26 protein-coding genes are annotated in these 23587 nt (G+C 57.5%); 8 read left to right on the top strand and 18 right to left on the bottom strand.

What is annotated here, in order from left to right; genetic code table 11:
- Positions 1-28: 28 nt before the first annotated feature.
- From ACOTZC_RS04720 to sad, 4 genes are all read right to left on the bottom strand, one after another.
- Positions 29-385, bottom strand: a complete 357-nt coding sequence (locus ACOTZC_RS04720; RefSeq protein WP_045399285.1) for a DUF4186 domain-containing protein — start codon at positions 383-385, stop codon at positions 29-31.
- Entirely contained in the window at positions 385-1311 is a 927-nt protein-coding gene (gene glsB / locus ACOTZC_RS04715) for a glutaminase B (RefSeq protein WP_023311792.1), read from the bottom strand. The genes ACOTZC_RS04720 and glsB overlap by 1 nt, the downstream gene beginning before the upstream one ends.
- Positions 1312-1373: 62 nt before the next feature.
- Positions 1374-2963, bottom strand: coding sequence for a methyl-accepting chemotaxis protein (locus ACOTZC_RS04710; protein WP_045399282.1), 1590 nt, complete (start codon positions 2961-2963; stop codon positions 1374-1376).
- A 122-nt stretch (positions 2964-3085) separates the two neighbouring features.
- Positions 3086-4474: a succinate-semialdehyde dehydrogenase gene (gene sad / locus ACOTZC_RS04705; RefSeq protein WP_239632520.1), complete on the bottom strand. Its 1389-nt coding sequence runs from the start codon at positions 4472-4474 to the stop codon at positions 3086-3088.
- Between the two features lie 98 nt (positions 4475-4572).
- Here sad and ptrR point away from each other — a divergent pair, with 98 nt between their 5' ends.
- Positions 4573-5451, top strand: a complete 879-nt coding sequence (gene ptrR, locus ACOTZC_RS04700) for a putrescine utilization regulator PtrR (protein WP_033145537.1) — start codon at positions 4573-4575, stop codon at positions 5449-5451.
- Here ptrR and ACOTZC_RS04695 read toward each other — a convergent pair.
- From ACOTZC_RS04695 to ACOTZC_RS04685, 3 genes are all read right to left on the bottom strand, one after another.
- Positions 5405-5887: a GNAT family N-acetyltransferase gene (locus ACOTZC_RS04695; protein ID WP_029741250.1), complete on the bottom strand. Its 483-nt coding sequence runs from the start codon at positions 5885-5887 to the stop codon at positions 5405-5407. The two genes, ptrR and ACOTZC_RS04695, sit on opposite strands and share 47 nt — an antisense overlap.
- An 84-nt stretch (positions 5888-5971) precedes the next feature.
- The gene (locus tag ACOTZC_RS04690; RefSeq protein WP_421635616.1) at positions 5972-6763 is read right to left on the bottom strand and encodes a PhzF family phenazine biosynthesis protein; all 792 of its coding nucleotides are present in this window, start codon (positions 6761-6763) and stop codon (positions 5972-5974) included.
- A 27-nt stretch (positions 6764-6790) separates the two neighbouring features.
- The gene (locus ACOTZC_RS04685; RefSeq protein ID WP_163353811.1) at positions 6791-7579 is read right to left on the bottom strand and encodes a PhzF family phenazine biosynthesis protein; all 789 of its coding nucleotides are present in this window, start codon (positions 7577-7579) and stop codon (positions 6791-6793) included.
- 177 nt (positions 7580-7756) lie between these two features.
- Here ACOTZC_RS04685 and ACOTZC_RS04680 point away from each other — a divergent pair, with 177 nt between their 5' ends.
- Positions 7757-8953 carry a sugar transporter gene (locus tag ACOTZC_RS04680; RefSeq protein ID WP_421635615.1) on the top strand — a complete coding sequence of 399 codons (1197 nt, stop codon included), beginning with the start codon at positions 7757-7759 and terminating at the stop codon, positions 8951-8953.
- 43 nt (positions 8954-8996) lie between these two features.
- Here the strand turns inward: ACOTZC_RS04680 and ACOTZC_RS04675 are convergent, their stop codons facing one another.
- Positions 8997-9662, bottom strand: a complete 666-nt coding sequence (locus tag ACOTZC_RS04675; protein ID WP_126303299.1) for a MarC family NAAT transporter — start codon at positions 9660-9662, stop codon at positions 8997-8999.
- Positions 9663-9917: 255 nt separating this feature from the next.
- Between ACOTZC_RS04675 and marR the strand changes: the two genes are divergently transcribed.
- The 3 genes from marR to marB are packed head-to-tail and all read left to right on the top strand — an operon-like array spanning position 9918 to position 11004.
- A complete protein-coding gene (gene marR / locus ACOTZC_RS04670) occupies positions 9918-10352 on the top strand; it encodes a multiple antibiotic resistance transcriptional regulator MarR (RefSeq protein WP_008502236.1) in 435 nt (144 codons plus the stop codon).
- Between the two features lie 20 nt (positions 10353-10372).
- Positions 10373-10753, top strand: coding sequence for an MDR efflux pump AcrAB transcriptional activator MarA (gene marA, locus ACOTZC_RS04665; protein ID WP_008502237.1), 381 nt, complete (start codon positions 10373-10375; stop codon positions 10751-10753).
- Positions 10754-10785: 32 nt separating this feature from the next.
- Entirely contained in the window at positions 10786-11004 is a 219-nt protein-coding gene (marB, locus tag ACOTZC_RS04660; protein ID WP_023311774.1) for a multiple antibiotic resistance protein MarB, read from the top strand.
- Between the two features lie 32 nt (positions 11005-11036).
- On the opposite strand, the gene eamA is transcribed toward marB, so the two are convergent.
- A complete protein-coding gene (eamA, locus tag ACOTZC_RS04655; RefSeq protein WP_163353809.1) occupies positions 11037-11939 on the bottom strand; it encodes an O-acetylserine/cysteine exporter in 903 nt (300 codons plus the stop codon).
- 193 nt (positions 11940-12132) lie between these two features.
- Here eamA and ydeE point away from each other — a divergent pair, with 193 nt between their 5' ends.
- Positions 12133-13326, top strand: coding sequence for an efflux MFS transporter YdeE (gene ydeE / locus ACOTZC_RS04650; protein WP_045354945.1), 1194 nt, complete (start codon positions 12133-12135; stop codon positions 13324-13326).
- 46 nt (positions 13327-13372) lie between these two features.
- Here the strand turns inward: ydeE and zinT are convergent, their stop codons facing one another.
- From zinT to ACOTZC_RS04610, 8 genes are all read right to left on the bottom strand, one after another.
- Positions 13373-14014: a metal-binding protein ZinT gene (gene zinT / locus ACOTZC_RS04645; protein WP_045399385.1), complete on the bottom strand. Its 642-nt coding sequence runs from the start codon at positions 14012-14014 to the stop codon at positions 13373-13375.
- A 52-nt stretch (positions 14015-14066) separates the two neighbouring features.
- Positions 14067-14765, bottom strand: a complete 699-nt coding sequence (gene urtE / locus ACOTZC_RS04640) for an urea ABC transporter ATP-binding subunit UrtE (RefSeq protein WP_421635679.1) — start codon at positions 14763-14765, stop codon at positions 14067-14069.
- Between the two features lie 9 nt (positions 14766-14774).
- Positions 14775-15572, bottom strand: coding sequence for an urea ABC transporter ATP-binding protein UrtD (gene urtD / locus ACOTZC_RS04635; RefSeq protein WP_023311769.1), 798 nt, complete (start codon positions 15570-15572; stop codon positions 14775-14777).
- Positions 15572-16645 carry an urea ABC transporter permease subunit UrtC gene (urtC, locus tag ACOTZC_RS04630; RefSeq protein ID WP_045354943.1) on the bottom strand — a complete coding sequence of 358 codons (1074 nt, stop codon included), beginning with the start codon at positions 16643-16645 and terminating at the stop codon, positions 15572-15574. The genes urtD and urtC overlap by 1 nt, the downstream gene beginning before the upstream one ends.
- Positions 16645-18219, bottom strand: coding sequence for an urea ABC transporter permease subunit UrtB (gene urtB, locus ACOTZC_RS04625; RefSeq protein WP_047741844.1), 1575 nt, complete (start codon positions 18217-18219; stop codon positions 16645-16647). Before urtB ends, urtC begins: the two co-directional genes overlap by 1 nt.
- Before the next feature lie 22 nt (positions 18220-18241).
- Positions 18242-19513: an urea ABC transporter substrate-binding protein gene (gene urtA, locus ACOTZC_RS04620; RefSeq protein ID WP_014883816.1), complete on the bottom strand. Its 1272-nt coding sequence runs from the start codon at positions 19511-19513 to the stop codon at positions 18242-18244.
- A 202-nt stretch (positions 19514-19715) separates the two neighbouring features.
- Entirely contained in the window at positions 19716-20819 is a 1104-nt protein-coding gene (locus tag ACOTZC_RS04615) for a cobalamin-independent methionine synthase II family protein (protein WP_045399251.1), read from the bottom strand.
- Between the two features lie 156 nt (positions 20820-20975).
- Positions 20976-21389: a rhodanese-like domain-containing protein gene (locus ACOTZC_RS04610; RefSeq protein ID WP_045399249.1), complete on the bottom strand. Its 414-nt coding sequence runs from the start codon at positions 21387-21389 to the stop codon at positions 20976-20978.
- A gap of 73 nt (positions 21390-21462) precedes the next feature.
- Between ACOTZC_RS04610 and ftrA the strand changes: the two genes are divergently transcribed.
- Both ftrA and ACOTZC_RS04600 read left to right on the top strand, forming a co-directional pair.
- The gene (gene ftrA / locus ACOTZC_RS04605; protein WP_045399246.1) at positions 21463-22512 is read left to right on the top strand and encodes a transcriptional regulator FtrA; all 1050 of its coding nucleotides are present in this window, start codon (positions 21463-21465) and stop codon (positions 22510-22512) included.
- Complete coding sequence (locus ACOTZC_RS04600) at positions 22512-23048, top strand: dihydrofolate reductase family protein (RefSeq protein WP_421635614.1); 537 nt, start codon at positions 22512-22514, stop codon at positions 23046-23048. The genes ftrA and ACOTZC_RS04600 overlap by 1 nt, the downstream gene beginning before the upstream one ends.
- 165 nt (positions 23049-23213) lie before the next feature.
- On the opposite strand, the gene ACOTZC_RS04595 is transcribed toward ACOTZC_RS04600, so the two are convergent.
- Positions 23214-23576, bottom strand: coding sequence for a hypothetical protein (locus ACOTZC_RS04595; protein WP_045354937.1), 363 nt, complete (start codon positions 23574-23576; stop codon positions 23214-23216).
- Between the last annotated feature and the right edge of the window lie 11 nt (positions 23577-23587).

Below are 23587 nucleotides of genomic sequence, written 5' to 3'. Positions count from 1 at the left end.
AATACCACGGGAGTATAACTCGTCAAATTTAGGCGTTCATCTGCAGCACCAGCCAGTGGTGGATGACGCTGACGATATAATTTTGTTGCTGCGCCGTGAGCGTTACGCCCTGTGGAATGTTATGCCATTTTGCCAGACAGCCCCGGCAACAGGTTGCGGTGGCATGCTGGGCGATAAATACCGGGTGACCGCGCATGGGCGTCTGTTTACCGTCGTTGGCGGGGTGCGCGGGCGCAAGGCGCTTTTCGACAAAATCCCCGGCGTGCCGATCAATGGTTTCGGGGCCTTTGTCCCAGCAGTACTGTCTTTCCTTATCGCCTAAGCGAAAGCGCGAGCGAAATGTCGATCGCGCCAGGCGGGAAAAGAGAGGATCCAGATCGGACATCAGTATACGGAACGTCCCAGACGCTGGGTCAGTTTCTCCAGAACCGCCACGCCGGCAAGGGAATTTCCCGTTTCATCCAGTTCCGGGCTCCAGACGGCTATCGCCATTTCATGCGGCACAATCGCCACGACCCCGCCGCCGACGCCCGATTTAGCAGGAAGCCCAACGCGCCAGGCAAACTCACCGGCGTTTTGATACATCCCGCTGGTGGCCATCAGCGCGTTAACCTGCCGGGCCTGAAGCGGAGAAACCACCTCCTGATCGAGATGCGGCGCGTGCCCCTGGTGCGCAAGGAACAGGAACGTCTGGGCCAGCTCAACGCAGCTCATTTTCAGGGCGCAGTAATGGAAGTAGTTTTGCAGCACGGTCGCCACGTCGTTGTGGAAATTACCGAAGGATTTCATCAGCCACGCGATAGCCGCGTTACGGGCGGAGTGTTCAAACTCCGAGCGTGCCACCACCGCATCATAGGCAATATCGTCAACGCCAGAGAGCTGGCGAACAATCTCCAGCATTCGCTGACGCGGTGCGCTGAGGCGGCTTTGCAGCATATCGCAGACCACCAGCGCCCCGGCATTGATAAAGGGATTTCGCGGTTTACCCTGTTCAATCTCGAGCTGAAGCAGCGAGTTAAAAGGCTGGCCGGAAGGATCTTTACCGACACGCTGCCAGATCTCTTCTTCTTCATACTGGCGCATCGCCGCAACCAGACTCAGCACTTTCGAAATGGACTGAATGGAAAAACGCTCAGTCGCATCGCCTGCCTGGTATCGCTGTCCGTCGATGGTACAGATAGCAATCCCCAGCTTATTCCCGCTCACCGAGGCAAGGGCCGGAATATAGTCGGCAACCTTCCCCTTTCCAATTAACGGACGAACCTGCGCCAGAATCTCGTCCAACATCTCATTATGGATGACCGCAGCCACACTTTGCTCCTTGCCCTCAGGCTAAAACGGGCTGCGAGTATAACAGAGGCTTATGTATTGCGTCAGGCGCTAAGACGAAAACGCGAAACGGCCTGCAATAAAAGATCGGATTGCTTTTGCAGCCGCTCAGAGGCATCCGAGGCGTCTGAGACCAGCAGGTCCGTCTGACGGGAGACCTGATTCAGCGCCTGAAGCTGGCGCGTCATCTGGTGAATACTGTCTCCCTGGCTGAGCGTGGCGGTTGAGATCTCATTAAGCAAACTGCTTAAATTCCCCACCAGACCGGTGACCTGCTGCAGATTCTCTTCCATCAGGTTAACGGCACGGGAACCGTCTTCAATGCCCCGCAGCGAACGGTTGATCAGCTCCTGAATGGTCTGCGTCGAGTGGCTGCTTTTTCTGGCCAAAAGCCCGACTTCCCTGGCGACGACGGCAAAGCCGCGCCCCTGGTTTCCGGCATGGGCCGCCTCGATGGCGGCATTCAGCGCCAGGATGTTGGTCTGAAACGCCACGCTGTCGATCATCGCCACGATCCCGCGCATCTCAGAAGATCGGTCGACGATCGCCTGCATAGACGCATTCACGGTAGACATCATTCGGTCGCCGCCCACGGCCGCCTGACGCGCCTCATCGGCCCGCGAGCTGGCGAGCCTGGCATAGCCGGTATTCCCTTCCACATGGCTTTCCAGCGCCGCAATATGCGCCGTCACATCCTCAAGCTCTTTTGCCTGGCGCGCTGACTGCTGATACAGCTTCTGGTTACCCTGCGCAAGGGAGTCAATGTTCTCCACCATCGTTGCGGTGGCATGGCTGACCTGCGTCACCAGCTGCTGCAGACCGTGCTGCATAGTCGCAATGCTGTCGCTAAGCTGACCTATCTCCCGGTTAAAGCGCATGACGTTCGGCGGGGTGCCGGAGAGATCCCCTGCCGCCAGCCGGTTAATATGCGCTATCAACCGACGTAGCGGCGTAATCACCCATCTGGACATGCCGAACCAGACGACAGCCGCGATGGCAAGCAACAGCACCGGCGCAAACAGGAACAACGTTTGCAGGCCGGTGAGCTGCGCCATTAAGCTCTGACGCCCCTGCATGGCCTGCTTCTCGCTTGCCTGCTGATAGCGCGCATAGTTGTCGTTAAAATCAGACTGAAACGCCTGAGCCGGTACGGCAAAAAACGCGTCGATGGTGTTGGTCTTAATCAAACCTTCAGCCTGCTCGTTGATCGCGCCGTAAAAAAGCTGATAGCTGTTCACCAGGGCGTCGTCTTTCGGCGGATTCAGCGCCAGCCAGGCCTTCCACGCCTGCTGAGAAACCGCCAGCGCCTTTTGCGCATCATCCATCAGGCTGTGCCAGCTTCCGTCGGAGCCGGTCTCTTTATCCTGCATAAACCAGACGCCGGACCGGTTGAGCAGGTCGCTTGCCGCCAGCAGGGAAACACGGGCCAGATCCAGCTTGCTCTGCTGCTGCCAGGCGAGAAGGTTTTGCTGCTCGTTGCGCTGGGCGTCGTTCAGGGAAGCGTTAAGCAGGAATGAGGAGGAGAGCTGCAGCGCGGAGAAAAGGCCAATAATGCAAAAGATACCCGTCAGCAGGCCAAAGTGACGAGGGGTGAGACGCTGCGCAATACGGCGAAAAATTTGCGTTATGTTCATAATTATCTTCATTAACAAGGCGTTAGACGCGTGCGAGTCTACGAAATGAAAATGACAGAACCATTGCAGATAAATGACAACGGCCCTCCTGATGAGGGCCGAAATCACAGGCGGGCGATAAATTACACGCGATCCTTCCAGACCGTCTGAACGTTGCAGAACTCGTGCAGCCCAAAGTGGGAAAGCTCGCGGCCAAAGCCGCTTTTCTTCACGCCGCCGAAGGCCACGCGCGCGTCGCTGGCGCTAAAGCCGTTGATAAACACCCCGCCGCACTCCAGTTCGCGGGAGAATTTATCCGCCAGCGCTGCGTCAGCGGTGAAGACGGTAGCGGACAGGCCAAAGTCGCTGTCGTTGGCAAGCGTCAGGGCGTGCTCCGCGTCTTTTGCTACCGTAACGGTCGCGACCGGACCAAACAGTTCCTGGCGGAACGCCGTCATCGACGGGGTGACGTTGGTCAGCACGGTTGGCGCGTAGTAATTGCCCTCTCCGCTGATTTTCTCTCCGCCCAGCAGCAGCGTTGCCCCTTCGGCCAGGGTGGCCTGCACCTGCTGATGCAGCTCATCGCGCAGGTCAAAACGCGCCATCGGGCCCAGGTAGTTCTCTTCTTCTTCCGGCGCGCCCATCTTTAACGCGGCGACGGCGTCAACGAAGCGGCGAGTAAAGGTGTCTGCAATCCCCGCTTCCACAATGAAGCGTTTGGCCGCCGCGCATACCTGTCCGGTATTCTGATAGCGACCCGCCACCGCCGCCTTCACGGCAAGATCCAGGTCGGCATCGTTGAGAACGATAAACGGGTCGGAACCGCCCAGCTCAAGAACGCATTTTTTCAGCGCGGCTCCTGCCTGCGCGCCAATGGCCGCACCGGCACGCACGCTGCCGGTGACGGTCACCGCCGCAATACGGCGATCGTTAATCGCCTGGCTTACGCCGTCATTGGTGGCGTTCACCCAGCCGAATACGCCTTCAGGGAAACCGGCATCCGCAAAGATCTGCCCAATAAGATCCGCAGAGCCGAGCACGTTTGGCGCATGCTTAAGCAGATAGCTGTTACCTGCCAGCAGGATCGGCACCGCGCCGCGCAGCACCTGCCAGAGCGGGAAGTTCCAGGGCATTACCGCGAGAATCGGCCCCAGCGGACGGTATTCAATAACAGCGTTGTGGTTTTCCACCAGCGTGGGTTCCGCACGCAGCATCGCCGGGCCATGCTCGGCATACCAGTCGCACAGACCGGCGGATTTTGCCACTTCCGCCCGCGCCTGCAGGATGGGTTTCCCCATTTCACGGGAGATGGTCTGCGCCATCTCTTCCGCGCGTTTTCGCAGCGCGGCGCCGAGATCCCGCAGCTTCTGCGCCCGATGGGACACGCTTTCGCGTCGCCACTGGCGATACCCCGCGTCTGACTGATAAATCGCGCGTTCAACCTCTTCCGACGTCGCCCAGGCGAAGGCACCGAGGGTTTCCCCCGTTGCAGGGTTAACGGACAGGGCATGTGTAGCAGATGAATATTTCATGATGTTCTCCACGCATTTCGGTTGATTGATTGTGGCTCACTCTGCTATTTCTTAAAAATGAATAATACTAACCACCTTATTCACGAAACGAGAATGCTATGGACTTAACCCAGCTTGAAATGTTTAACGCCGTCGCGCTGACGGGCAGCATCACCCAGGCGGCGCAGAAGGTGCATCGCGTGCCGTCTAACCTGACCACCCGCATCCGCCAGCTGGAAGCCGATCTTGGCGTTGAGCTGTTTATTCGTGAGAACCAGCGTTTGCGCTTATCCCCCGCCGGGCATAACTTCCTGCGCTACAGCAGGCAGATCCTCGCCCTGGTGGATGAAGCGCGCATGGTCGTCGCGGGAGATGAGCCGCAGGGGTTATTTGCCCTCGGCGCGCTGGAAAGCACCGCCGCGGTGCGCATTCCCGAAACGCTGGCGCAGTTTAACCAGCGCTATCCGCGCATCCAGTTTGCCCTTTCTACCGGGCCTTCCGGGACGATGATTGATGGCGTACTGGAGGGAACCCTCAGCGCCGCCTTTGTCGACGGGCCGCTGTCGCACCCGGAGCTGGAGGGCATGCCGGTCTACCGGGAAGAGATGATGCTGGTCACGCCTGCCGGTCACGCGGAGGTCGCCCGCGCCACGCAGGTCAGCGGCAGCGACGTTTACGCCTTTCGCGCAAACTGCTCGTACCGTCGACATCTGGAAAGCTGGTTTCATGCGGACAGAGCCACGCCCGGCCGCATTCATGAAATGGAGTCCTATCACGGCATGCTCGCCTGCGTCATTGCGGGCGCGGGTATCGCGCTGATGCCGCGCTCGATGCTGGAGAGTATGCCGGGACATCATCAGGTTGAAGCCTGGCCGCTGGCGGAAAACTGGCGCTGGCTCACTACCTGGCTGGTGTGGCGGCGCGGGGCGATGACCCGCCAGCTGGAAGCCTTTATAGCGCTGCTAAACGAACGTCTTCAACCAGCGCCTTCTCCATAAACAGGCTGAGCGGATCGTCAGCGTACGGGGCAAACGCCGGACGCAAATCGTACCCGCACTGCTCGTACAGGCGAACCGCGGCGCGCTGTTTGATGCCCGTCTCCAGCCTTACCGTGTGGCAATGACGGCTCAGGGCCTCATCTTCCAGGGCGGCCAGCAGCGTTTCACCCAGATGCTGCCCGCGATGGGCCGGATCGATATAAACCCGCTTCATCTCCCCCGTTCCGTCGCCGTTGAGCACGATGGCGCCGCAGCCCACGGCGTGCAGCTGCTGGTCACGAATGACCATCAGGATCAGCGAGGCTTCAGGCAGCGCGGACAGGTCGAGAAGATGATTGCTTTCGGCGGGATAGAGCTCGCTCTGGTAGCGGTCAAGCGCCGCGATCAGGTTGAGAATGTCCGGATGACGTGCAGATTCAGAGGTAATGGAATACATGGCAGGCTCCTTGCTGTTTTTATATCAACATAGCTCAGGCCTGCCGGGGTGGTTCATAGTATTAACTTATAGCGCGTCTCTCAGCTAGCGCAGGAAGATCCGCCCTTTCAGATACAGCGTAGCCTGGCCGCCAATCAGCACGCGGTCGCCCTTCAGCTCGCAGCGCAGATCCCCGCCACGGTATGACACCTGGCGGGCATTGAGTGACGTTTTGCCCAGCTTTTCGCTCCAGTATGGGATCAGCATGCTGTGGGCGGATCCGGTGACCGGATCTTCCGGCACCCCTTCGCCCGGACAGAAGAAGCGGCTGACGAAGTCATACTCTTCTCCCGGCGCCGTCACGCAGACCATTTTATCCAGCGGAAGCATGGCCCCAATATCCGGGGTTAACGCCTCAACCTGCTGCTGGCTCTCCAGCACCACCATGTAATCGCGTCCGACGCGCACCTCTTTTGCCGCCGTGATGCCCAGCGCGCTAAACAGCAGCGCAGGTGGGTTCTCGACAACCTCCGTCGACCACGCGGGGAAGTTCAGCGTCAGCCAGTCGCCGCTGCGTTTGACGGTCAGCTCGCCGACAAAGCGCGTGGTGAAGATGATTTCGGTATGCGGGTAATCAAGGTATTCGAAAATGACGTGCGATGCGGCAAGCGTAGCGTGACCGCAGAGGTTAATTTCATCCAGCGTGGTAAACCAGCGCAGCTCAAACCCACCGTCGGCGCGCACGAAAAAGGCGGTCTCAGACTGGTTATGCTGCTGTGCCATTTTGAGCAGCGTCTCGTCCGGCAGCCACTCTTCCAGAGGACATACCGCTGCGGCGTTGCCGCCAAAGGTTTTGTCGCTGAAGGCATCCACCAGATAAAAATCAATTTCCTGCATTGTCTCTTCCTCTCTTGTTATGGGGTTTTAGCGCAGAAAAACTGTGCCTTTCAGATAAAGCGTGGCCTGCCCGCTCATCAGCACGCGCGAACCTTTCAGCTCGCAGCGTACGTCGCCGCCGCGCGCTGAAACCTGACGGGCAAACATCGTGGTTTTGCCCAGCTTTTCGCTCCAGTAAGGGATCAGCATGGTGTGCGCGGAGCCGGTGACCGGATCTTCCGGGACGGAAACGCCCGGTGAGAAAAATCGGCTGACAAAATCATATTCCCCCTCACCGCGCGCCGTAACGCTCACCTTATGCTCGCCTGGCGTCATCGCCGAGAAGCGTGGCGCAAGCGCTTCAACCTGCTGGCGATTCTCCAGAACGATCAGCCAGGCGCGCCCTTTACGGGCTTCAACGTAGCGGCTGATACCCAGCGCCGAGAGCATCTCCGGCGGGGGTGTCTCTTCATGGGTTGGGCATGCCGGGAAGTCCAGCGTCATCCACTCCCCCTCCCGGCTGACCGTCAGGCGGCCAGAGGCGGTATCAAAGTGGATCCGAGAATCCGGGTAATCCAGCTCGGTAAACAGCACGTGCGCGGCCGCAAGCGTAGCGTGGCCGCAGAGATTGACTTCGGTAAGCGTGGTAAACCAGCGTAGCTCAATGCCCCCTTTACTGCAGACGAAAAAAGCCGTCTCCGACTGATTATGCTGCTGCGCCATTTTCAGCAAGGTCTCATCGGGTAACCATTCCTTGAGCGGGCAAACGGCGGCCGGATTGCCGCCAAATGAGGTATCGCTGAACGCATCTACCAGATAAAAATCAATCTCCTGCATTGTCTTACCGCCTGTTTTTATTGTGTTGTTCTTTTATATTCAATGAAAACTGCGTTCCCGGCTACCGCTTTCATAAGGTAAATATTGAGATCTGCATCACATAATGGTTGAGTTTTCGCCGTTCAACGTTTTAAGATCGTCTCCTCTTCTTTTCAGCAACGAATCTCCGACATCCCTATGACAACGAACACAGTTTCCCGCAGGGTTGCGTGGCTAAGCGTGGTCACGCTGGCCATTGCCGCGTTTATTTTTAACACCACAGAATTTGTTCCGGTTGGGCTGTTGTCTGACATCGCTGAAAGTTTCCAGATGGAAACGGCGCAGGTGGGCATTATGTTGACCATCTATGCCTGGGTAGTGGCGCTGATGTCCTTGCCATTTATGCTTTTGACCAGCCAGATGGAGCGGCGCAGGCTGCTGATCGGTCTGTTTGTGCTGTTCATCGCCAGCCATGTCCTGTCGTTTATGGCATGGAATTTTACGGTGCTGGTCATCAGCCGCATCGGCATTGCCTTTGCCCATGCGGTGTTCTGGTCGATCACCGCGTCGCTGGCTATTCGTCTCGCTCCGGCAGGGAAACGCGCCCAGGCGCTGAGCCTGATTGCCACCGGTACCGCACTGGCGATGGTGCTGGGTCTGCCGATTGGCCGCATCGTGGGGCAATACTTTGGCTGGCGTACCACCTTCTTCGCCATCGGCATGGGCGCGCTGGTAACGCTGGTATGCCTGATTAAGCTGCTCCCCGCGCTCCCGAGCGAACATTCCGGCTCGCTGAAAAGCCTGCCGCTGCTGATGCGTCGCCCGGCGCTGCTGGGTATCTACCTGCTTACCGTTATTGTGGTGACGGCCCATTACACGGCGTACAGCTACATTGAACCCTTTGTTCAGGTGGTGGCGGGCTTTAGCGCCAGCTTTGCCACCGTCCTGCTGTTGATCCTCGGCGGAGCGGGCATTATTGGCAGCGTGCTGTTCGGTAAGCTGGGTAACCGGCATGCGTCGACGCTGGTGAGCTGCGCTATCGGTCTGCTGCTGGCCTGCCTGCTGCTGCTGATGCCTGCCGCAGGCAGTGAAAGCCATCTGGCGATCCTCAGCCTGTTCTGGGGCGTGGCGATCATGATTATTGGTCTGGGCATGCAGGTGAAGGTCCTGGCCCTGGCACCGGATGCAACGGACGTCGCCATGTCGCTGTTCTCAGGGATTTTCAATCTGGGGATTGGCGCGGGCGCGCTGGTGGGAAATCAGGTAATACTGCACGTATCAATGTCGGCGATTGGCTATCTTGGCGCCATTCCGGCTCTGGTGGCGCTGATCTGGTCGGTGCTCATCTTCCGTAAATGGCCGGTGGCGCTGGAGGATCAGGGTCAGCACGGGTGAGCCTTCTTGCCGGGTGGCGGCTTCGCCTTACCCGGCAATCACATCAATGATAGGTCTTAATAATTTCCAGCACGCCGTTAATAATAAACTGCACGCCCATACAGACCAGTAAGAAGCCCATTAGCCGGGAAATCGCCTCGATACCGCCCTTGCCTACCCAGCGCATAATGGCGCCAGAACTGCGCAGCGACACCCACACGATAACCCCGATAATCGCAAAAATCAGCGGTGGCGCAACCGTCAGCACCCAGTCCGGGAAGGTTGCGCTGTCACGCACCGTTGAGGCGGAGCTGATGATCATCGCGATGGTGCCTGGCCCCGCCGTGCTCGGCATGGCAATCGGCACAAAGGCGATATTCGCACTCGGTTCGGTTTCCAGCTCTTCCGATTTGCTGGCCGCTTCCGGCGACTCATGCGCTTTTTGCGCCGGGAACAGCATGCGGAAACCGATAAAGGCCACAATCAGCCCCCCGGCGATACGCAGGCCAGGGATGGAAATCCCGAAGGTGTTCATCACCACCTGTCCGGCATAGTAAGCCACCATCATGATGGCAAACACATACACCGAGGCCATCATCGACTGATGGTTGCGCTCGGCGCTGTTCATATTCCCTGCCAGCCCGAGGAACAGCGCCACCGTCGTTAACGGGTTAGCCAACGGCAGCAAGACCACCAGCCCAAGGCTGATTGCTTTTATTAAATCCAACATAGTGCGTTGTCGTCCTTATCCATATTTAACACAGCAATTATAGGGTGAAAGTGTGACATTGAGCCATGGGCGCAACGCAACGATTATTTCCGTCCTGGAAAGATAACTCACAGTTATCTATATGATTTGAAAGACCTCAAAAAAAGTTCATGAAACGTTTTAGCAATTCGTGGCATCGGCTGACTCATTCAGTTGACTTATACTTGCCTGAGCAATAATATCTGCCGTGACTAACTACTTGCCAGGGCAACCATTGTGAAAAGCACCAGTGATATCTTTAACGACGTTGTTCCGCTGGGTCGTCTTATTCATATGGTAAATCAGAAAAAAGATCGCCTGCTCAATGACTATCTGTCACCGCTGGATATCACCGCAACACAGTTCAAAGTGCTGTGTTCCATTCGCTGCGAAGTGTGTATTACACCGGTTGAGCTGAAAAAGGTGCTCTCTGTCGATCTGGGCGCGTTAACCCGCATGCTCGATCGTCTCGTCTGCAAAGGATGGATAGAACGAAGCCCTAACCCGAATGACAAACGCGGCGTACTGGTGAAGCTAACCAGCGATGGCGCGGCCATGTGCGAGCAATGTCATCAATTAGTAGGACAAACACTGCATCAGGAACTAACAAAAAACTTAACGGCAGATGAAGTGGCAACCCTTGAGCTTTTGCTGAAGAAAATACTGCCGTAAACAGAAAAAGAGGTATGACGATGTCCAGACGCAATACTGACGCTATCACCATTCATAGCATTTTGGACTGGATCGAAGATAACCTGGAATCGCCGCTCTCCCTTGAAAAAGTGTCAGAGCGCTCAGGTTACTCCAAATGGCACCTGCAACGGATGTTCAAAAAAGAGACCGGTCATTCATTAGGTCAATACATTCGCAGCCGCAAGCTGACGGAAATTGCCCAGAAACTGAAAGAAAGCAATGAGCCGATCCTTTATCTGGCGGAGCGTTACGGATTTGAATCGCAACAAACCCTGACGCGTACCTTCAAGAACTATTTTGACGTGCCGCCTCATAAGTACCGAATCACCAGCGTGCCGGGCGAATCCCGATACCTGTATCCGTTAAAACACTGTAGTTAATCATCGCCTGTAAAGACGTAACCGAGGAAATCATGAAAGTTACCGCCTCCGCCGCCCTCGCCTTGCTGGTGCTGTTCTCCAGCCAGACCTTCGCGGAGCAAACCCCTCGTGCAACGCAGCAAAATAATCCTGATACGATAATTTTGCCGTCCGCACATGACCAGTCGCCTTATGATTTCAATCATATGGGTGCTGGTAGCGACAAATCCGACGAATTAGGCGTGCCTTATTATAATCAGCACGGCCTCTGATTCGTTTTTGCCCCGCAGACGCGGGGCTTTTTTTATGCCTTTCTTACCCGCGTCGCCCGACGAACCCGCAGACCAAACACGTTGATATACAGCCCGGCCATGATCAGCACGGCGCCAAACAGCTGCAGCGCGCTTAGCGTTTCACCCAGCAAAATCGCTGCGCTGGCCAGTCCCACCACCGGCACCAGCAGGGATAACGGTGCAACACGCCAGGTTTCATAGCGCCCCAGCAGCGATCCCCAGATCCCGTAGCCCACAATGGTGGCGACAAAGGCCAGATAGACAAGAGAAAGGATTGTGGTCAGATCGATTTCGACCAGACTGTTCAGCATCACATCCGGACCATCCAGAATAAACGACGCCGCCAGAAACGGGATTATCGGGATCAGCGCGCTCCAGACCACCAGAGACATCACCGCCGGACGCGCCTCGTGCTGCATAATCAGCTTGTTGAAGATATTCCCGCAGGCCCAGCTCAGCCCCGCCGCCAGCGTCAGCATAAAGCCGAGCAGTGCCACATGCTGACCATTCAGGCTGGCTTCAATGAGCACCAGAACGCCAAACACCGCCAGCGTAATGCCCGCCAGCTGTTTGCCCTGCAGACGTTCACCAAATACGAAGGCGCCGAGAATAATGGTAAAGAACGCCTGCGCCTGTAAGACCAGCGAGGCCAGACCGGCCGGCATACCGAACTTGATGGCGCAGAAGAGAAACGCGAACTGGCCGAAGCTGATGGTCAGACCGTAGCCCAGCAGCAGATTAAAGGGGATCTTTGGACGCGCCACAAAGAAGATGGCCGGGAATGCGACCAGCAGAAAACGCAAACCGGCCAGCATCAGCGGCGGCATGTTGTGTAACCCCAGCTTGATGACCACAAAATTCAGCCCCCATACTACGACCACCAGCAACGCCAGCAGTCCGTCTTTACGCGTCATACCCTGCCCCTGAATTATTAATTATTTGTTAACAGTTCAAGGTAACAGAAAAAAGCGGGCGGCGAGAAGATCATTAATTCTGGCAGGCAGCTGAAGCACTTAGGGATAAATCAGGTGCTATACAAGCCCCTTATGTCGTGATACTCCTTTTAGGACACAACATAAAAAGCATAAGCAACTGTCGGGCAGGAATATGAAACCATCTCTCAGGCGCTCAACCGCAGCGCTGCTGGCATCGTCATTGTTATTAACCATTGGTCGGGGGGCAACGCTGCCGTTTATGACCATTTATCTCACGCGCGTCTACAGCATGAGCGTTGAGAATATTGGTTATGCCCTGACGATTGCGCTGACCATCGGCGTGGTGTTCAGCCTGGGATTTGGCATTCTTGCCGATAAGTTTGATAAAAAGCGCTACATGCTGATCGCGATCGTGGCCTTCATCGCCGGATTTGTCGCGATCCCGCTGGTCGATAACGTCACGCTGGTGGTACTGTTCTTTGCGCTGATCAACTGCGCCTATTCCGTCTTTTCGACGGTGCTGAAGGCCTGGTTCTCCGACGTGCTCACCACGAGCCAGAAAGCGCGCGTCTTCTCGCTTAACTACAGCTTCCTGAACATTGGCTGGACGATCGGGCCGCCGATTGGCACCCTGCTGGTGATGTACAGCCTGCAGCTGCCGTTCTGGCTGGCGGCCTTCTGCGCCGCGCTGCCGCTCGGATTCATCCATTTCTTCGTGCAGAAAAGCGTTGCGCTGGATACCGCAGAGGAGAAGATGCCCTGGCAGCCGTCGGTGCTGCTTAAAGACCGCGCGCTGTTCTGGTATACGCTCTCTGGCCTGCTCGCGTCATACGTGGGCGGATCGTTCGCCAGCTGCATTTCGCAGTATGTTCTGGCCGCCCATGCCGATAGCGATTTTGCGCAGAAGGTCGTTGCCGTGGTACTGCCCGTCAATGCCGCCGTGGTGGTGACGCTGCAGTACGCGCTGGGCCGCAAGATCTCTGCCAGCAATATTCGCCCGCTGATGACCCTCGCCACCCTGTTTTTTATCGTGGGGCTGGGGGGATTTATGGTCTCTGGAGAAAACCTGGTTTACTGGGGCATCGCTGCCGCCATATTTACCCTGGGTGAGATTATCTATGCACCGGGCGAATATATGCTGATCGACAACATTGCCCCGCCGGGAATGAAGGCAAGCTATTTCTCCGCTCAGGCGCTGGGCTGGCTCGGCGCGGCGGCAAACCCGATGATCACCGGTATTATTCTGACCAACCTGCCGCACTGGTCGTTATTTGTCATCATGATGGTCGCCATCGTCATTGCGTGGCTGATGATTTTGCGTGGGATGAGCGTGAAGGCGTGGTGCGAGTCACCGAAGGTGGCGTAGCGCTTCCAGGCCGGGTGAGGCGTAGCCGCCACCCGGCAATAAAGCATCAGTGGTGCAGCATTTCTTCTACCACCTGCTCTTTGTACATCTCATTCGGATAATAGGTCGGCCAGTTATCCATCTCTTTCAGCAGCGCCTCGTGGGAGGTGTTGCCCATGAAAATGTGGAAATGGGAAGAGGCCTTCGGCGCGATGGTGTGGTCGCTGAACTGAACAAACTTCGGCGCCTTGCTGCCGGCGTCCTTACATTCAAACAGATAGCGAACGCCTTTTTTGCCCGATGCGTAGGTCAGTATTTTGTAGCCGCTGTAATCATACTGACAGCGGCTGACCGCTTTGCCTTTATGAAATTCCATCACGTTATTTTCGATGCCGATGGCATCCACGTCCGTTGCATATCCCTTACGGTAGTACGCTTTCACCTCGTCATAGGTTTTGCTTTTGTCCTTCTGCGCTTTCTGTTTAAACACCGGATCCAGCGAGCCGTCCAGCAGGAACGGATAGACCGACTGCCAGGTCCCGTCCCAGTCTGACAGCGCTCTGTCCTTGACGTCCTTATCCTCAAACACGCCGTTTGCCGCCCGCTGTTCCGCTTCGGTCATCTGATGGCCGTGCGAGTGAGCAAACAGCTGGCCGCTGACCAGCAGCGCCCCCAGAGTCATGGCAAATTTTCCAATATGTGCAGCCAAAGTAACGCCCTCATTCCGTTTTATAAGAATGAGAATGTTATAATATAACATTTCAAATCGCAACCAGGCCGCGCACGCCCTCCAGCTCCATGTTTTCGCCTCGCCCGCGCTGGATAATGGTGCCGCGGGACATCAGCAAATAGCTGTCGGCCAGTTCGGCGGCAAAGTCGTAAAACTGCTCCACCAGCAGGATCGCCATATCGCCTCGGCTTGCAAGGGTGCGGATCACCTGGCCGATCTCTTTGATCACCGACGGCTGTATGCCTTCGGTCGGTTCGTCCAGAATCAGCAGCTGCGGACGGCTCGCCAGGGCGCGGCCAATCGCCAGCTGCTGCTGCTGTCCACCGGAGAGATCGCCCCCGCGGCGATGCTTCATCTCTTTAAGCACCGGGAACAGCTGCCAGATCTCATCCGGGACCTGCTTCGCCTCGCGGGCGGAAAATCGCGACATCCCCAGCAGAAGGTTCTCCTCCACGGTCAGGCGCGGGAAAATCTCGCGGCCCTGCGGGACGTACGCCACGCCAGACTGCACCCGCTGGTGCGGCCTGCTGTGGGTGATCTTTTTACCCTGCCAGATGACCTCCCCGGTTTTCGCCGGGATCAGCCCCATCAGACACTTCAGCAGCGTGGTTTTCCCGACGCCGTTGCGCCCCAGCAGGCAGGTGACTTCTCCGGTGACGGCCTCAAAACTCACGCCGCGCAGGATATGGCTGCCGCCGTAATACTGATTCAGTTCGTTAACCTGTAACATCATCGCTCCTTAGCGCCCCAGATAGACCTCAATCACCTGCTCGTTGGCCTGCACCTCGCGAAGCGAACCTTCCGCCAGCACGCGTCCCTGATGCAGCACCGTGACGTGGTCGGCGATAGTCTCAACAAAGCCCATATCGTGCTCCACCACCATCAGGGAATGCTTACCCGCCAGCGTTTTGAACAGCTCGGCGGTGTATTCGGTTTCCGCGTCGGTCATCCCGGCGGCCGGTTCATCCAGCAGCAGCAGGTGCGGGTCCTGAACCAGCAGCATACCGATCTCCAGAAACTGTTTTTGCCCGTGCGAAAGCAGCCCGGCGCGGCGGTCGCGCTCGCTGCTAAGGCGCAGCAAAACCAGCATCTCATCGATGCGGTCGCGCTGTTCACCGTTGAGTTTTGCCCGCAGGCTCGCCCAGACGGATTTATCGGTTTTCATGGCGATCTCCAGGTTTTCCCACACCGTCAGCGCTTCAAAAACGGTGGGCTTCTGGAATTTACGCCCGATGCCCTGGCGTGCAATGGCCGCAGGCTCCAGCGCGGTCAGGTCGATGGACTGATCGTAAATCGCCCTGCCGCTCTTTGGCCGCGTTTTGCCGGTGATGACGTCCATCAGCGTGGTTTTACCAGCGCCGTTAGGGCCAATCACGCAGCGCAGCTCGCCCACGCCGATATTCAGCGAGAGATCGGTCAGGGCCTGAAATCCATCAAAATTGACGTTAATGGCCTCAAGCTGCAGCACCGGGTCGGTCTGTTCACGGTAACGATCGCCCGGCAACTGGCGGGTAAATAACCCTTCGGCTGGCTGCATTATTTCTCTCCCTTTCGAAACAGACCGTAGACGCCGCGCGGTAAAAACAGCGTGACGGCGATGAAAATCAGCCCCAGGAACAGCTGCCAGTATTCCGGCATCGCGACGGTGAAGAAACTCTTGGCGCCGTTTACCAGCGCCGCGCCAATCACCGGCCCGACCAGCGTGCCGCGCCCGCCCAGCGCCACCCAGATCGCGGCTTCAATCGAGTTGGTCGGCGACATTTCGCCAGGGTTGATAATGCCCACCTGCGGGACATACAGCGCCCCCGCCAGGCCGCACAGCACGGCAGAAAGCGTCCATACCAGCAGCTTGAACCCGCGCGGATCGTAGCCGCAAAACGTCAGGCGGTTTTCGGCGTCGCGAACGGCGGTCAGGATGCGCCCAAACTTGCTCTTCGCCAGGGCAAATCCGGTGCCCAACGCCAGAATCAGCAACAGCACGGTCGCCAGAAACAGCGCGATACGGGTGGTCGTTTCCGTCACCGAAAACCCAAGCAGCGTGGTGAAGCCGGTAAAGCCGTTATTGCCGCCAAAACCGGTTTCGTTGCGAAAGAACAGCAGCATCCCGGCATAGGTCAACGCCTGGGTCATAATCGAGAAATAGACCCCTTTGATCTTTGAGCGGAAGGCGAACCAGCCGAACACCAGCGCCAGCAGGCCCGGTACCATCACAATCAGCACCAGCGCCCAGGCAAAATGCTGGGTTCCCCACCAGAACCACGGCAGTTCGCTCCAGGAGAGAAACGACATAAACGCGGGAAGACCTTCACCCGCAGCCTGGCGCATCAGGTACATGCCCATCGCGTAGCCGCCCAGGGCGAAGAAGATACCGTGCCCAAGAGAGAGCATCCCGGCGTAGCCCCACACCAGATCCAGCGCCACCGCAACGATGGCATAGCAGAGGATCTTGCCAATCAGCGTCAGCATCCAGGTCGACAGCGCCAGCGGATGCGTCGCAGGCAGTAAGGCGAAAAACGGTAATATCAGCAGACACACCACCAGCAGGCTGCCTGCAAGTTGCGTTGTGCGCGGCGCTTTGCGCGCCAGCGTTAAGGTCAGCGGCTGGCTCATCAGTCAATCACCCTCCCTTTCAGCGCAAACAGCCCCTGAGGGCGTTTCTGAATAAACAGCACGATCGCCACCAGAATCACGATCTTGCCCAGGACCGCCCCCATCTGCGGTTCAAGAATTTTATTGAAAATACCCAGACCAAACGCCGCGGCCACGCTGCCTGCCAGCTGCCCTACGCCACCGAGAACGACCACGAGGAAGGAATCAATAATGTAGCCCTGGCCCAGCTCCGGCCCGACGTTACCGAGCTGCGATAGCGCCACGCCGCCTAACCCGGCAATCCCTGATCCAAGCCCAAACGCCAGCATATCGACGCGACCTGTCGGTACCCCGCAGCAGGCGGCCATGCTGCGGTTCTGCGTCACCGCGCGCACGTTCAGCCCCAGACGGGTTTTATTCAGAATGAGCCAGGTAAAGAACAGCACCAGCAGCACGAAGCCCAGCACCACGATGCGGTTCCACGGCAGCGTCAGGTTGGCAAAAACCTGCACCCCGCCGGACAGCCATGCCGGGTTGGCCACCTCCAGGTTCTGGGCGCCAAACGTCATGCGCACCAGCTGGATGAGCATCAGACTGATCCCCCACGTTGCCAGCAGCGTTTCCAGCGGGCGACCGTACAAATGGCGGATCACGGTGCGCTCCAGCACCATTCCGATGCCCGCCGTCAGGCAGAACGCGACCGGAAGCGCGATAACGGGATAGAGCGCCAGCCACTGTGGCGCAAGCCCGGCCATCGCCTGCTGCACCATCCAGGTGGCATACGCCCCCAGCATCAGCATCTCGCCGTGCGCCATATTGATGACGCCCAGCAGGCCGTAGGTGATAGCAAGCCCCAGCGCCGCCAGCAGCAGCACCGACCCCAGGGAGAGCCCCATAAACGCCTGGCCCAGCAGCTCGCCCCACATCAGTCGATGCTGGATCTGGCTAAGACTCTCCTGTGCGGCGGCGCGCACCCCGGCATCCGGCTCTGTCTGTGCCTGGGTAAACGGGGTAAGTCTGGACTCAACGTCCGGATCGTCGGACTGCCCTAATAATTCGACGGCCTTGCGGCGCACCTCTGCCTGCGGGCTGGAGAGCTGGAGATTCGCCACCGCCAGTAATAGCGCCTGACGTGCCACCGCGTCCGTTTCATCGTTTACCCGCTTTTCCAGAAAAGCGAGCATTCCGGGCTGGGCATCCCGCTGAAGCTGACGAGCTGCCGCCCGCCTTTCGGTGACACTGTCACTCACAAGCTGATGCGTAGCGATGGCCGTGGCGGCCAGCACGCGCAGCCGGTTGGTCAAACGAACGGCTTTGGCTGCCCCTTCGATCGACTTAGCGTCACCGAGCGACACCATTTGACCGCTGCGCTGCGCAAAGGCGTGCTTTTGACTGTCGGTATAGAGATTTTCTTTTTGCAGTGCCTGCAGCAGCGGCAGCCTCGCGGCGTCCGGTGCTTCGGCCCACTGCGTCAGCAACTCCGCCTGCTGGCTGCGGCTGGCGGCAACAAAACGATCGGCATCCGATGCCTGCGCCATCCCTGGCAGCAGTCCGGAAAGCCATACAAGAGCGATGAACATGCGCATGGCGTTCATGACGTTTCTCCCTGGTGATGGCTTAGTTGCTGGCGGTTTTCATCGGCTGGTCGGGCTTTTTATCGTTTCCGGCGATGAACGGGCTCCACGGCTGAGCGCGCACCGGCTGTTCCGTCTGCCACACCACGTTGAACTGACCGTTGCCTTCGATTTCGCCGATCATGACCGGCTTATGCAGATGGTGGTTGGTGGCATCCATGGTGAGCGTGAAGCCTGACGGCGCCTTAAAGGACTGGCCGGCCATCGCCGCACGCACTTTATCCACGTCGGTAGTACCCGCTTTTTCCACCGCCTGCGCCCACATATGGATCCCCACGTAGGTGGCTTCCATCGGGTCGTTGGTCACCACGGTATCGGCATTCGGCAGCTTGTGCGCTTTGGCATAGGCTTTGTAATCCGCCACGAAGGCCTGGTTGGTCGGGTTATCCACGGATTCAAAGTAGTTCCACGCCGCGAGGTTGCCGACCAGCGGTTTGGTGTCGATCCCGCGCAGCTCTTCTTCTCCCACGGAGAACGCCACCACCGGCACGTCGGTCGCCTTCAGACCCTGGTTAGCCAGCTCTTTGTAGAACGGAACGTTGGAATCGCCGTTGATGGTCGACACCACGGCGGTTTTACCGCCCGCAGAGAATTTCTTGATGTTGGCGACGATGGTCTGGTAGTCGCTGTGACCGAACGGGGTATAAACCTCCTCGATGTCCTTATCCTCCACCCCTTTCGAATGCAGGAAAGCGCGCAGGATCTTGTTGGTGGTGCGAGGATAAACATAGTCCGTACCCAGCAGGAAGAAGCGCTTCGCCGCGCCGCCGTCTTCGCTCATCAGGTATTCCACCGCGGGGATGGCCTGCTGGTTCGGCGCCGCGCCGGTATAGAAGACGTTTGGCGACATCTCTTCGCCTTCATACTGCACCGGATAGAACAGCAGACCGTTCAGCTCCTCGAAGACCGGTAGCACGGATTTGCGCGATACCGACGTCCAGCAGCCAAATACCACCGCCACTTTATCCTGACTTAACAGCTGGCGCGCCTTCTCGGCAAACAGCGGCCAGTTTGAGGCGGGATCCACCACCACCGGCTCCAGTTTTTTACCCAGCACGCCGCCTTTCGCGTTGATCTCGTCGATGGTCATCAGCGCGACGTCTTTCAGCGGCGTTTCGGAGATGGCCATGGTGCCGGAAAGAGAATGCATGATCCCCACTTTGATGGTATCGGCCGCCTGCACGCCAAAACTCATTCCCATCGCCACGACGGACGCAGATAACGCAAAGGCTTTTAATAAGGTACGACGCTGCATATTTTCACTCCTGAAAAAGAACGCTGTGCGAAAACGTCCGTTACGGCGTGGACGCGGAAAAAAATGTGTCAGCGAAGCAGGAGCAAAAAGGATGCCAGAATGAAGGAAGCGCTATTTCAGGAGGGGGAACGCAGGATGTAAAGAGAACGACTCAGAATGGCACAGCGCTGCACTTTTATAATGCAGCGCTGTGGAAGAGGCTTTACCAGACTTCGCTGGCGATCTGCGTGACCAGACGGACTTTGTCCCACTGCTGGGATTCACTCAGGCTGTTGCCCTCTTCGGTAGAGGCAAAGCCGCACTGCGGGCTGAGGCATATTTGCTCTTTTGCCACGTATTTCGCCGCCTCTTCCAGACGGGCTTTAATCCCCTCCGGGTTCTCCAGCTCACCGTTTTTCGTGGTGATAAGGCCGAGCACCACCTGCTGCTTGCCCGGGCGAATGAAGCGCAATGGCGCGAAATCACCGCTGCGGTCGTTATCGTATTCAAGGAAGAACGCGTCAACGTTGACCGTCCCGAACAGCACTTCCGCCACGGGCTCATAGCCGCCTTCGGAAATCCAGGTTGAACGGAAGTTACCGCGGCATACGTGCAGGCCGATGGTCAGATCTTCCGGCTTGCCTTCCAGCGCCTTGTTCAGGACGCGGGCATAGATGCGTGCCAGCTCATTGGCATCATCGCCGCGCTCGCGGATCTGACGGCGCTGGTCGTCCGAACACAGATAGGCCCAGACGGTGTCGTCCAGCTGCAGGTAACGGCAGCCCGCGTCGTAAAATGTGCGGATGGCGTCGCGCCAGGTGGTCGCCAGATCGTCGAAATAGTCATTTAGATCCGGGTACACCGTCGCATCGATGTCTTTGCGCCCGCCGCGGAAATGGAGCACGCTTGGGCTGGGAATGGTCATCTTCGGCTGAGCATCGCCGCTGATGCTTTTCAGGTAGCGGAAATCTTCAAGCATCGGATGGACGCCAAAGCCCAGCTTGCCGGTCACGCGCACGCCGTGGGCTTTGGTTTGTACCCCGTTGAACTGAATGCCCTGCTGCGAATCGTAACGCTCAACGCCCTGCAGACCGTCGAAGAAGTCGAAGTGCCACCAGGCACGACGAAATTCACCGTCGGTGACCACATGCAGGCCGCACGCACACTGCTGCTCAACGACGTGGCGGATGGCATCATCCTCTACCGCGCGAAGCTGTCCGGCGTCAATTTCGCCGCTGGCGAACTTCAGGCGAGCCTGTTTGATGGCATCCGGGCGTAAGAAACTGCCGACTACATCGGCGCGGTACGGGGCATGGTGTCGTTGCATGAAAATCTCCTCAGTCTGCCGGCGATAATTGCCAGCAGTGATAATTCATCATTTGAAGCTTTAGACTTCTGGATGTCTAAATGTCCAAAAACAATGTCATACCTCACTGGTGCCGGCAAACGAGAAAATTTCACGGGTGTTGAAAAAAATTCATCTTCACAGCGTGACGGCGGTTTCACTGCTGGCAAAGGCGAACTTTTCATCCTCCCATCCGGTGATCCCCCCGAGCATGATTTTGACCGGCAGCCCGAGGCGCGCCAGCTTGAGCGCGGCTCTGTCCGCGCCGTTACAGTGCGGCCCTGCGCAGTAAACAACGAACAGCGTACCTTCAGGCCATTCGGCCATGCGCTCAGCGGTCATCTGGTTCCGCGGCATATGCAGAGCGCCCGGCACGTGACGGCGGGCAAACTGCTCCGGGCTCCCCACCACGTGCAACAGCACGAAGTCCTGCTCATTATTGGCGATGGCATGATGCACATCCGCGCAGTCGGTTTCAACGCTCAGGCGGCGCAGAAAATGGGTAACGGCTTCCTGCGGCTCGGCAGCCGGAAATTCAGTAACATAGCTCATGATCCTTCCTCATCTTTGGCGTTTGTGTTAACACTACTCTATCCACAAATTCAGCCCGTGAATGCGTTCGCTTATGCCAGAAAACAGCAAAAAGATGACAAACTTAAGACAAATTGCCCGCCCGCAGGTGGTGGTGCTGGCATATGACGGTCTGTGTACCTTTGAGTTTGGCGTGGCGGTGGAGATCTTCGGCCTGCCGCGTCCCGAGCTGGGCGATGAATGGTATCGTTTTGCCGTGGCGAGCGTGGACAGCGGTGAACTTCGGGCAACAGGCGGGATCCGCATCGTTACCGATGGTGATTTAAGCCTGCTTGCGTCTGCGGACCTGATTGTGGTTCCCGGCTGGCGGGGGATAGATTCACCGGTTCCGGATGCGCTCTGCGAGGCACTACGCCAGGCCAGCGCGCGAGGATGCCAGCTGTTCTCCATCTGCTCGGGAGTGTTTGTGCTGGCCGCAACGGGGCTATTGAACGGCCGCAAAGCCACGACGCACTGGCGCTACATTGACGCGCTGAAAGTCCGCTACCCTGACATCGACGTGGTTGAGGATGTACTCTACCAGGACGAAGGCGATATTCTGACGTCCGCTGGCAGCGCGGCGGGAATCGATCTCTGTCTGCACGTTGTGCGGCGGGATTATGGCATGGAAACAGCAAACAGCGTGGCGCGTCGGCTGGTCATTCCCCCTCACCGGGATGGTTCACAGCCACAGCAGCTGACCCGCCCGGTGGCGCAGCTGCGGGAAAGCCAGCGTCTCGGCCAGCTGTTTGATTTTCTGCACACGCATCTTATCGAGGCGCACAGCGTCGACTCCCTCGCGCGTCGGGTCGGAATGAGCCAGCGCACCTTCCTTCGTCGCTTCGAAGCGGCAACGGGGACGACGCCCGCACGCTGGTTAATCAATGAGCGCCTGCTGAGAGCAAAAGATTATCTGGAAAGCAGCCGGTTAAGCATCGACAGCATCGCTGAACAGACCGGGTTTGGTCAGGCGTCGACACTGCGTCATCATTTTCGCCAGCAGTTCGCGCTTTCCCCGGCTCAGTATCGCAAACAATTTTCACGTCCGGGTTACTGCACGCTGAGGCGTCAGTTTAAGGGTTACACTGGCACACGGAGCACCTGATGGTCACCACACACGTTTTTATCGCGGTTAGTCTTGATGGTTACATCGCCCGACAGAATGACGATATCGACTGGCTGGTGCAGCGCGACGATCCGGCGGAAGATCATGGCTATGAGGCGTTCATCGCGGACAAAGACTGCATCGTGATGGGACGAGGGAGTTATGAGAAGGTACTGACCTTTGACGCATGGCCTTACGATCGTCCCGTGCTGGTGCTCTCGCGACGACTGGCCGATACGCCCGTGCCGGAGGCGCTGAGGGGCAAAGTGCAGTTTTCATCCCGGACGCCAAAGGAGGTGCTGGACGATCTCGCTGCGCAGGACGTACATCGCGTCTATCTTGATGGCGGACAGGTGATACAGTCGTTCCTGCGCGAAGGACTGGTAGCCGATATGGTGATCACGACCGTACCTGTACTGCTCGGGGAGGGAAAACCACTGTTCGGAACGTTGTCCCGGGATATTGATTTGACACTGGTATCAAGCCGCAGCTTCCCTTCGGGCCTGGTGCAGTCGCATTATCGCCTGACGCCATAACCCTATCGCGACGGTCTGCGCAAAAAAAAAACCGCCAAAAAATGGCGGTAAATGCTTGCATGGATAGATTTGTGTTTTGGTCTCTACGTCCCGACACTCCATGGCCGGGCAGCGGATCTCATATAACCTAACACCTGTTGTCTTAACGAACGCTAAACAACCTTATTAACCAGTATGGGTATTGATCTGCAAATAACGCATAAGGCCCTGCTCAGCGCTCTGTTTTGCATCGTCATTAATGGCTTCCAGATAAAAGGAGCGAGCGACACCATAAGGTGCTTTTTCAGAGGGATACACCGCAAACTGGAATGTTTTTCCTCTCGCCTGATGAGTGCAGTCTAATTCCCAACGCTGATCGTTCACTTTTTTGCTGGCGCAGGCAACTCTACCATAATCGCTGGTCAAATAAGAACCCACGCGAATTTCTGCAGATTGAATATATTCTGGTTCGTCATTACCTGCATAACGAACCCCTGCAGCGGCTCCAACAGCCACTGCCAGAAGCGCAAGCGCTATTATTTTTTTCATTTATAAATGAC

The sequence above is a fragment of the Enterobacter cloacae complex sp. SHL009 genome (assembly GCF_049237205.1).
Taxonomy (GTDB): domain Bacteria; phylum Pseudomonadota; class Gammaproteobacteria; order Enterobacterales; family Enterobacteriaceae; genus Enterobacter; species Enterobacter cloacae_M.
This window is presented reverse-complemented; position numbering and strand designations above follow the sequence as displayed.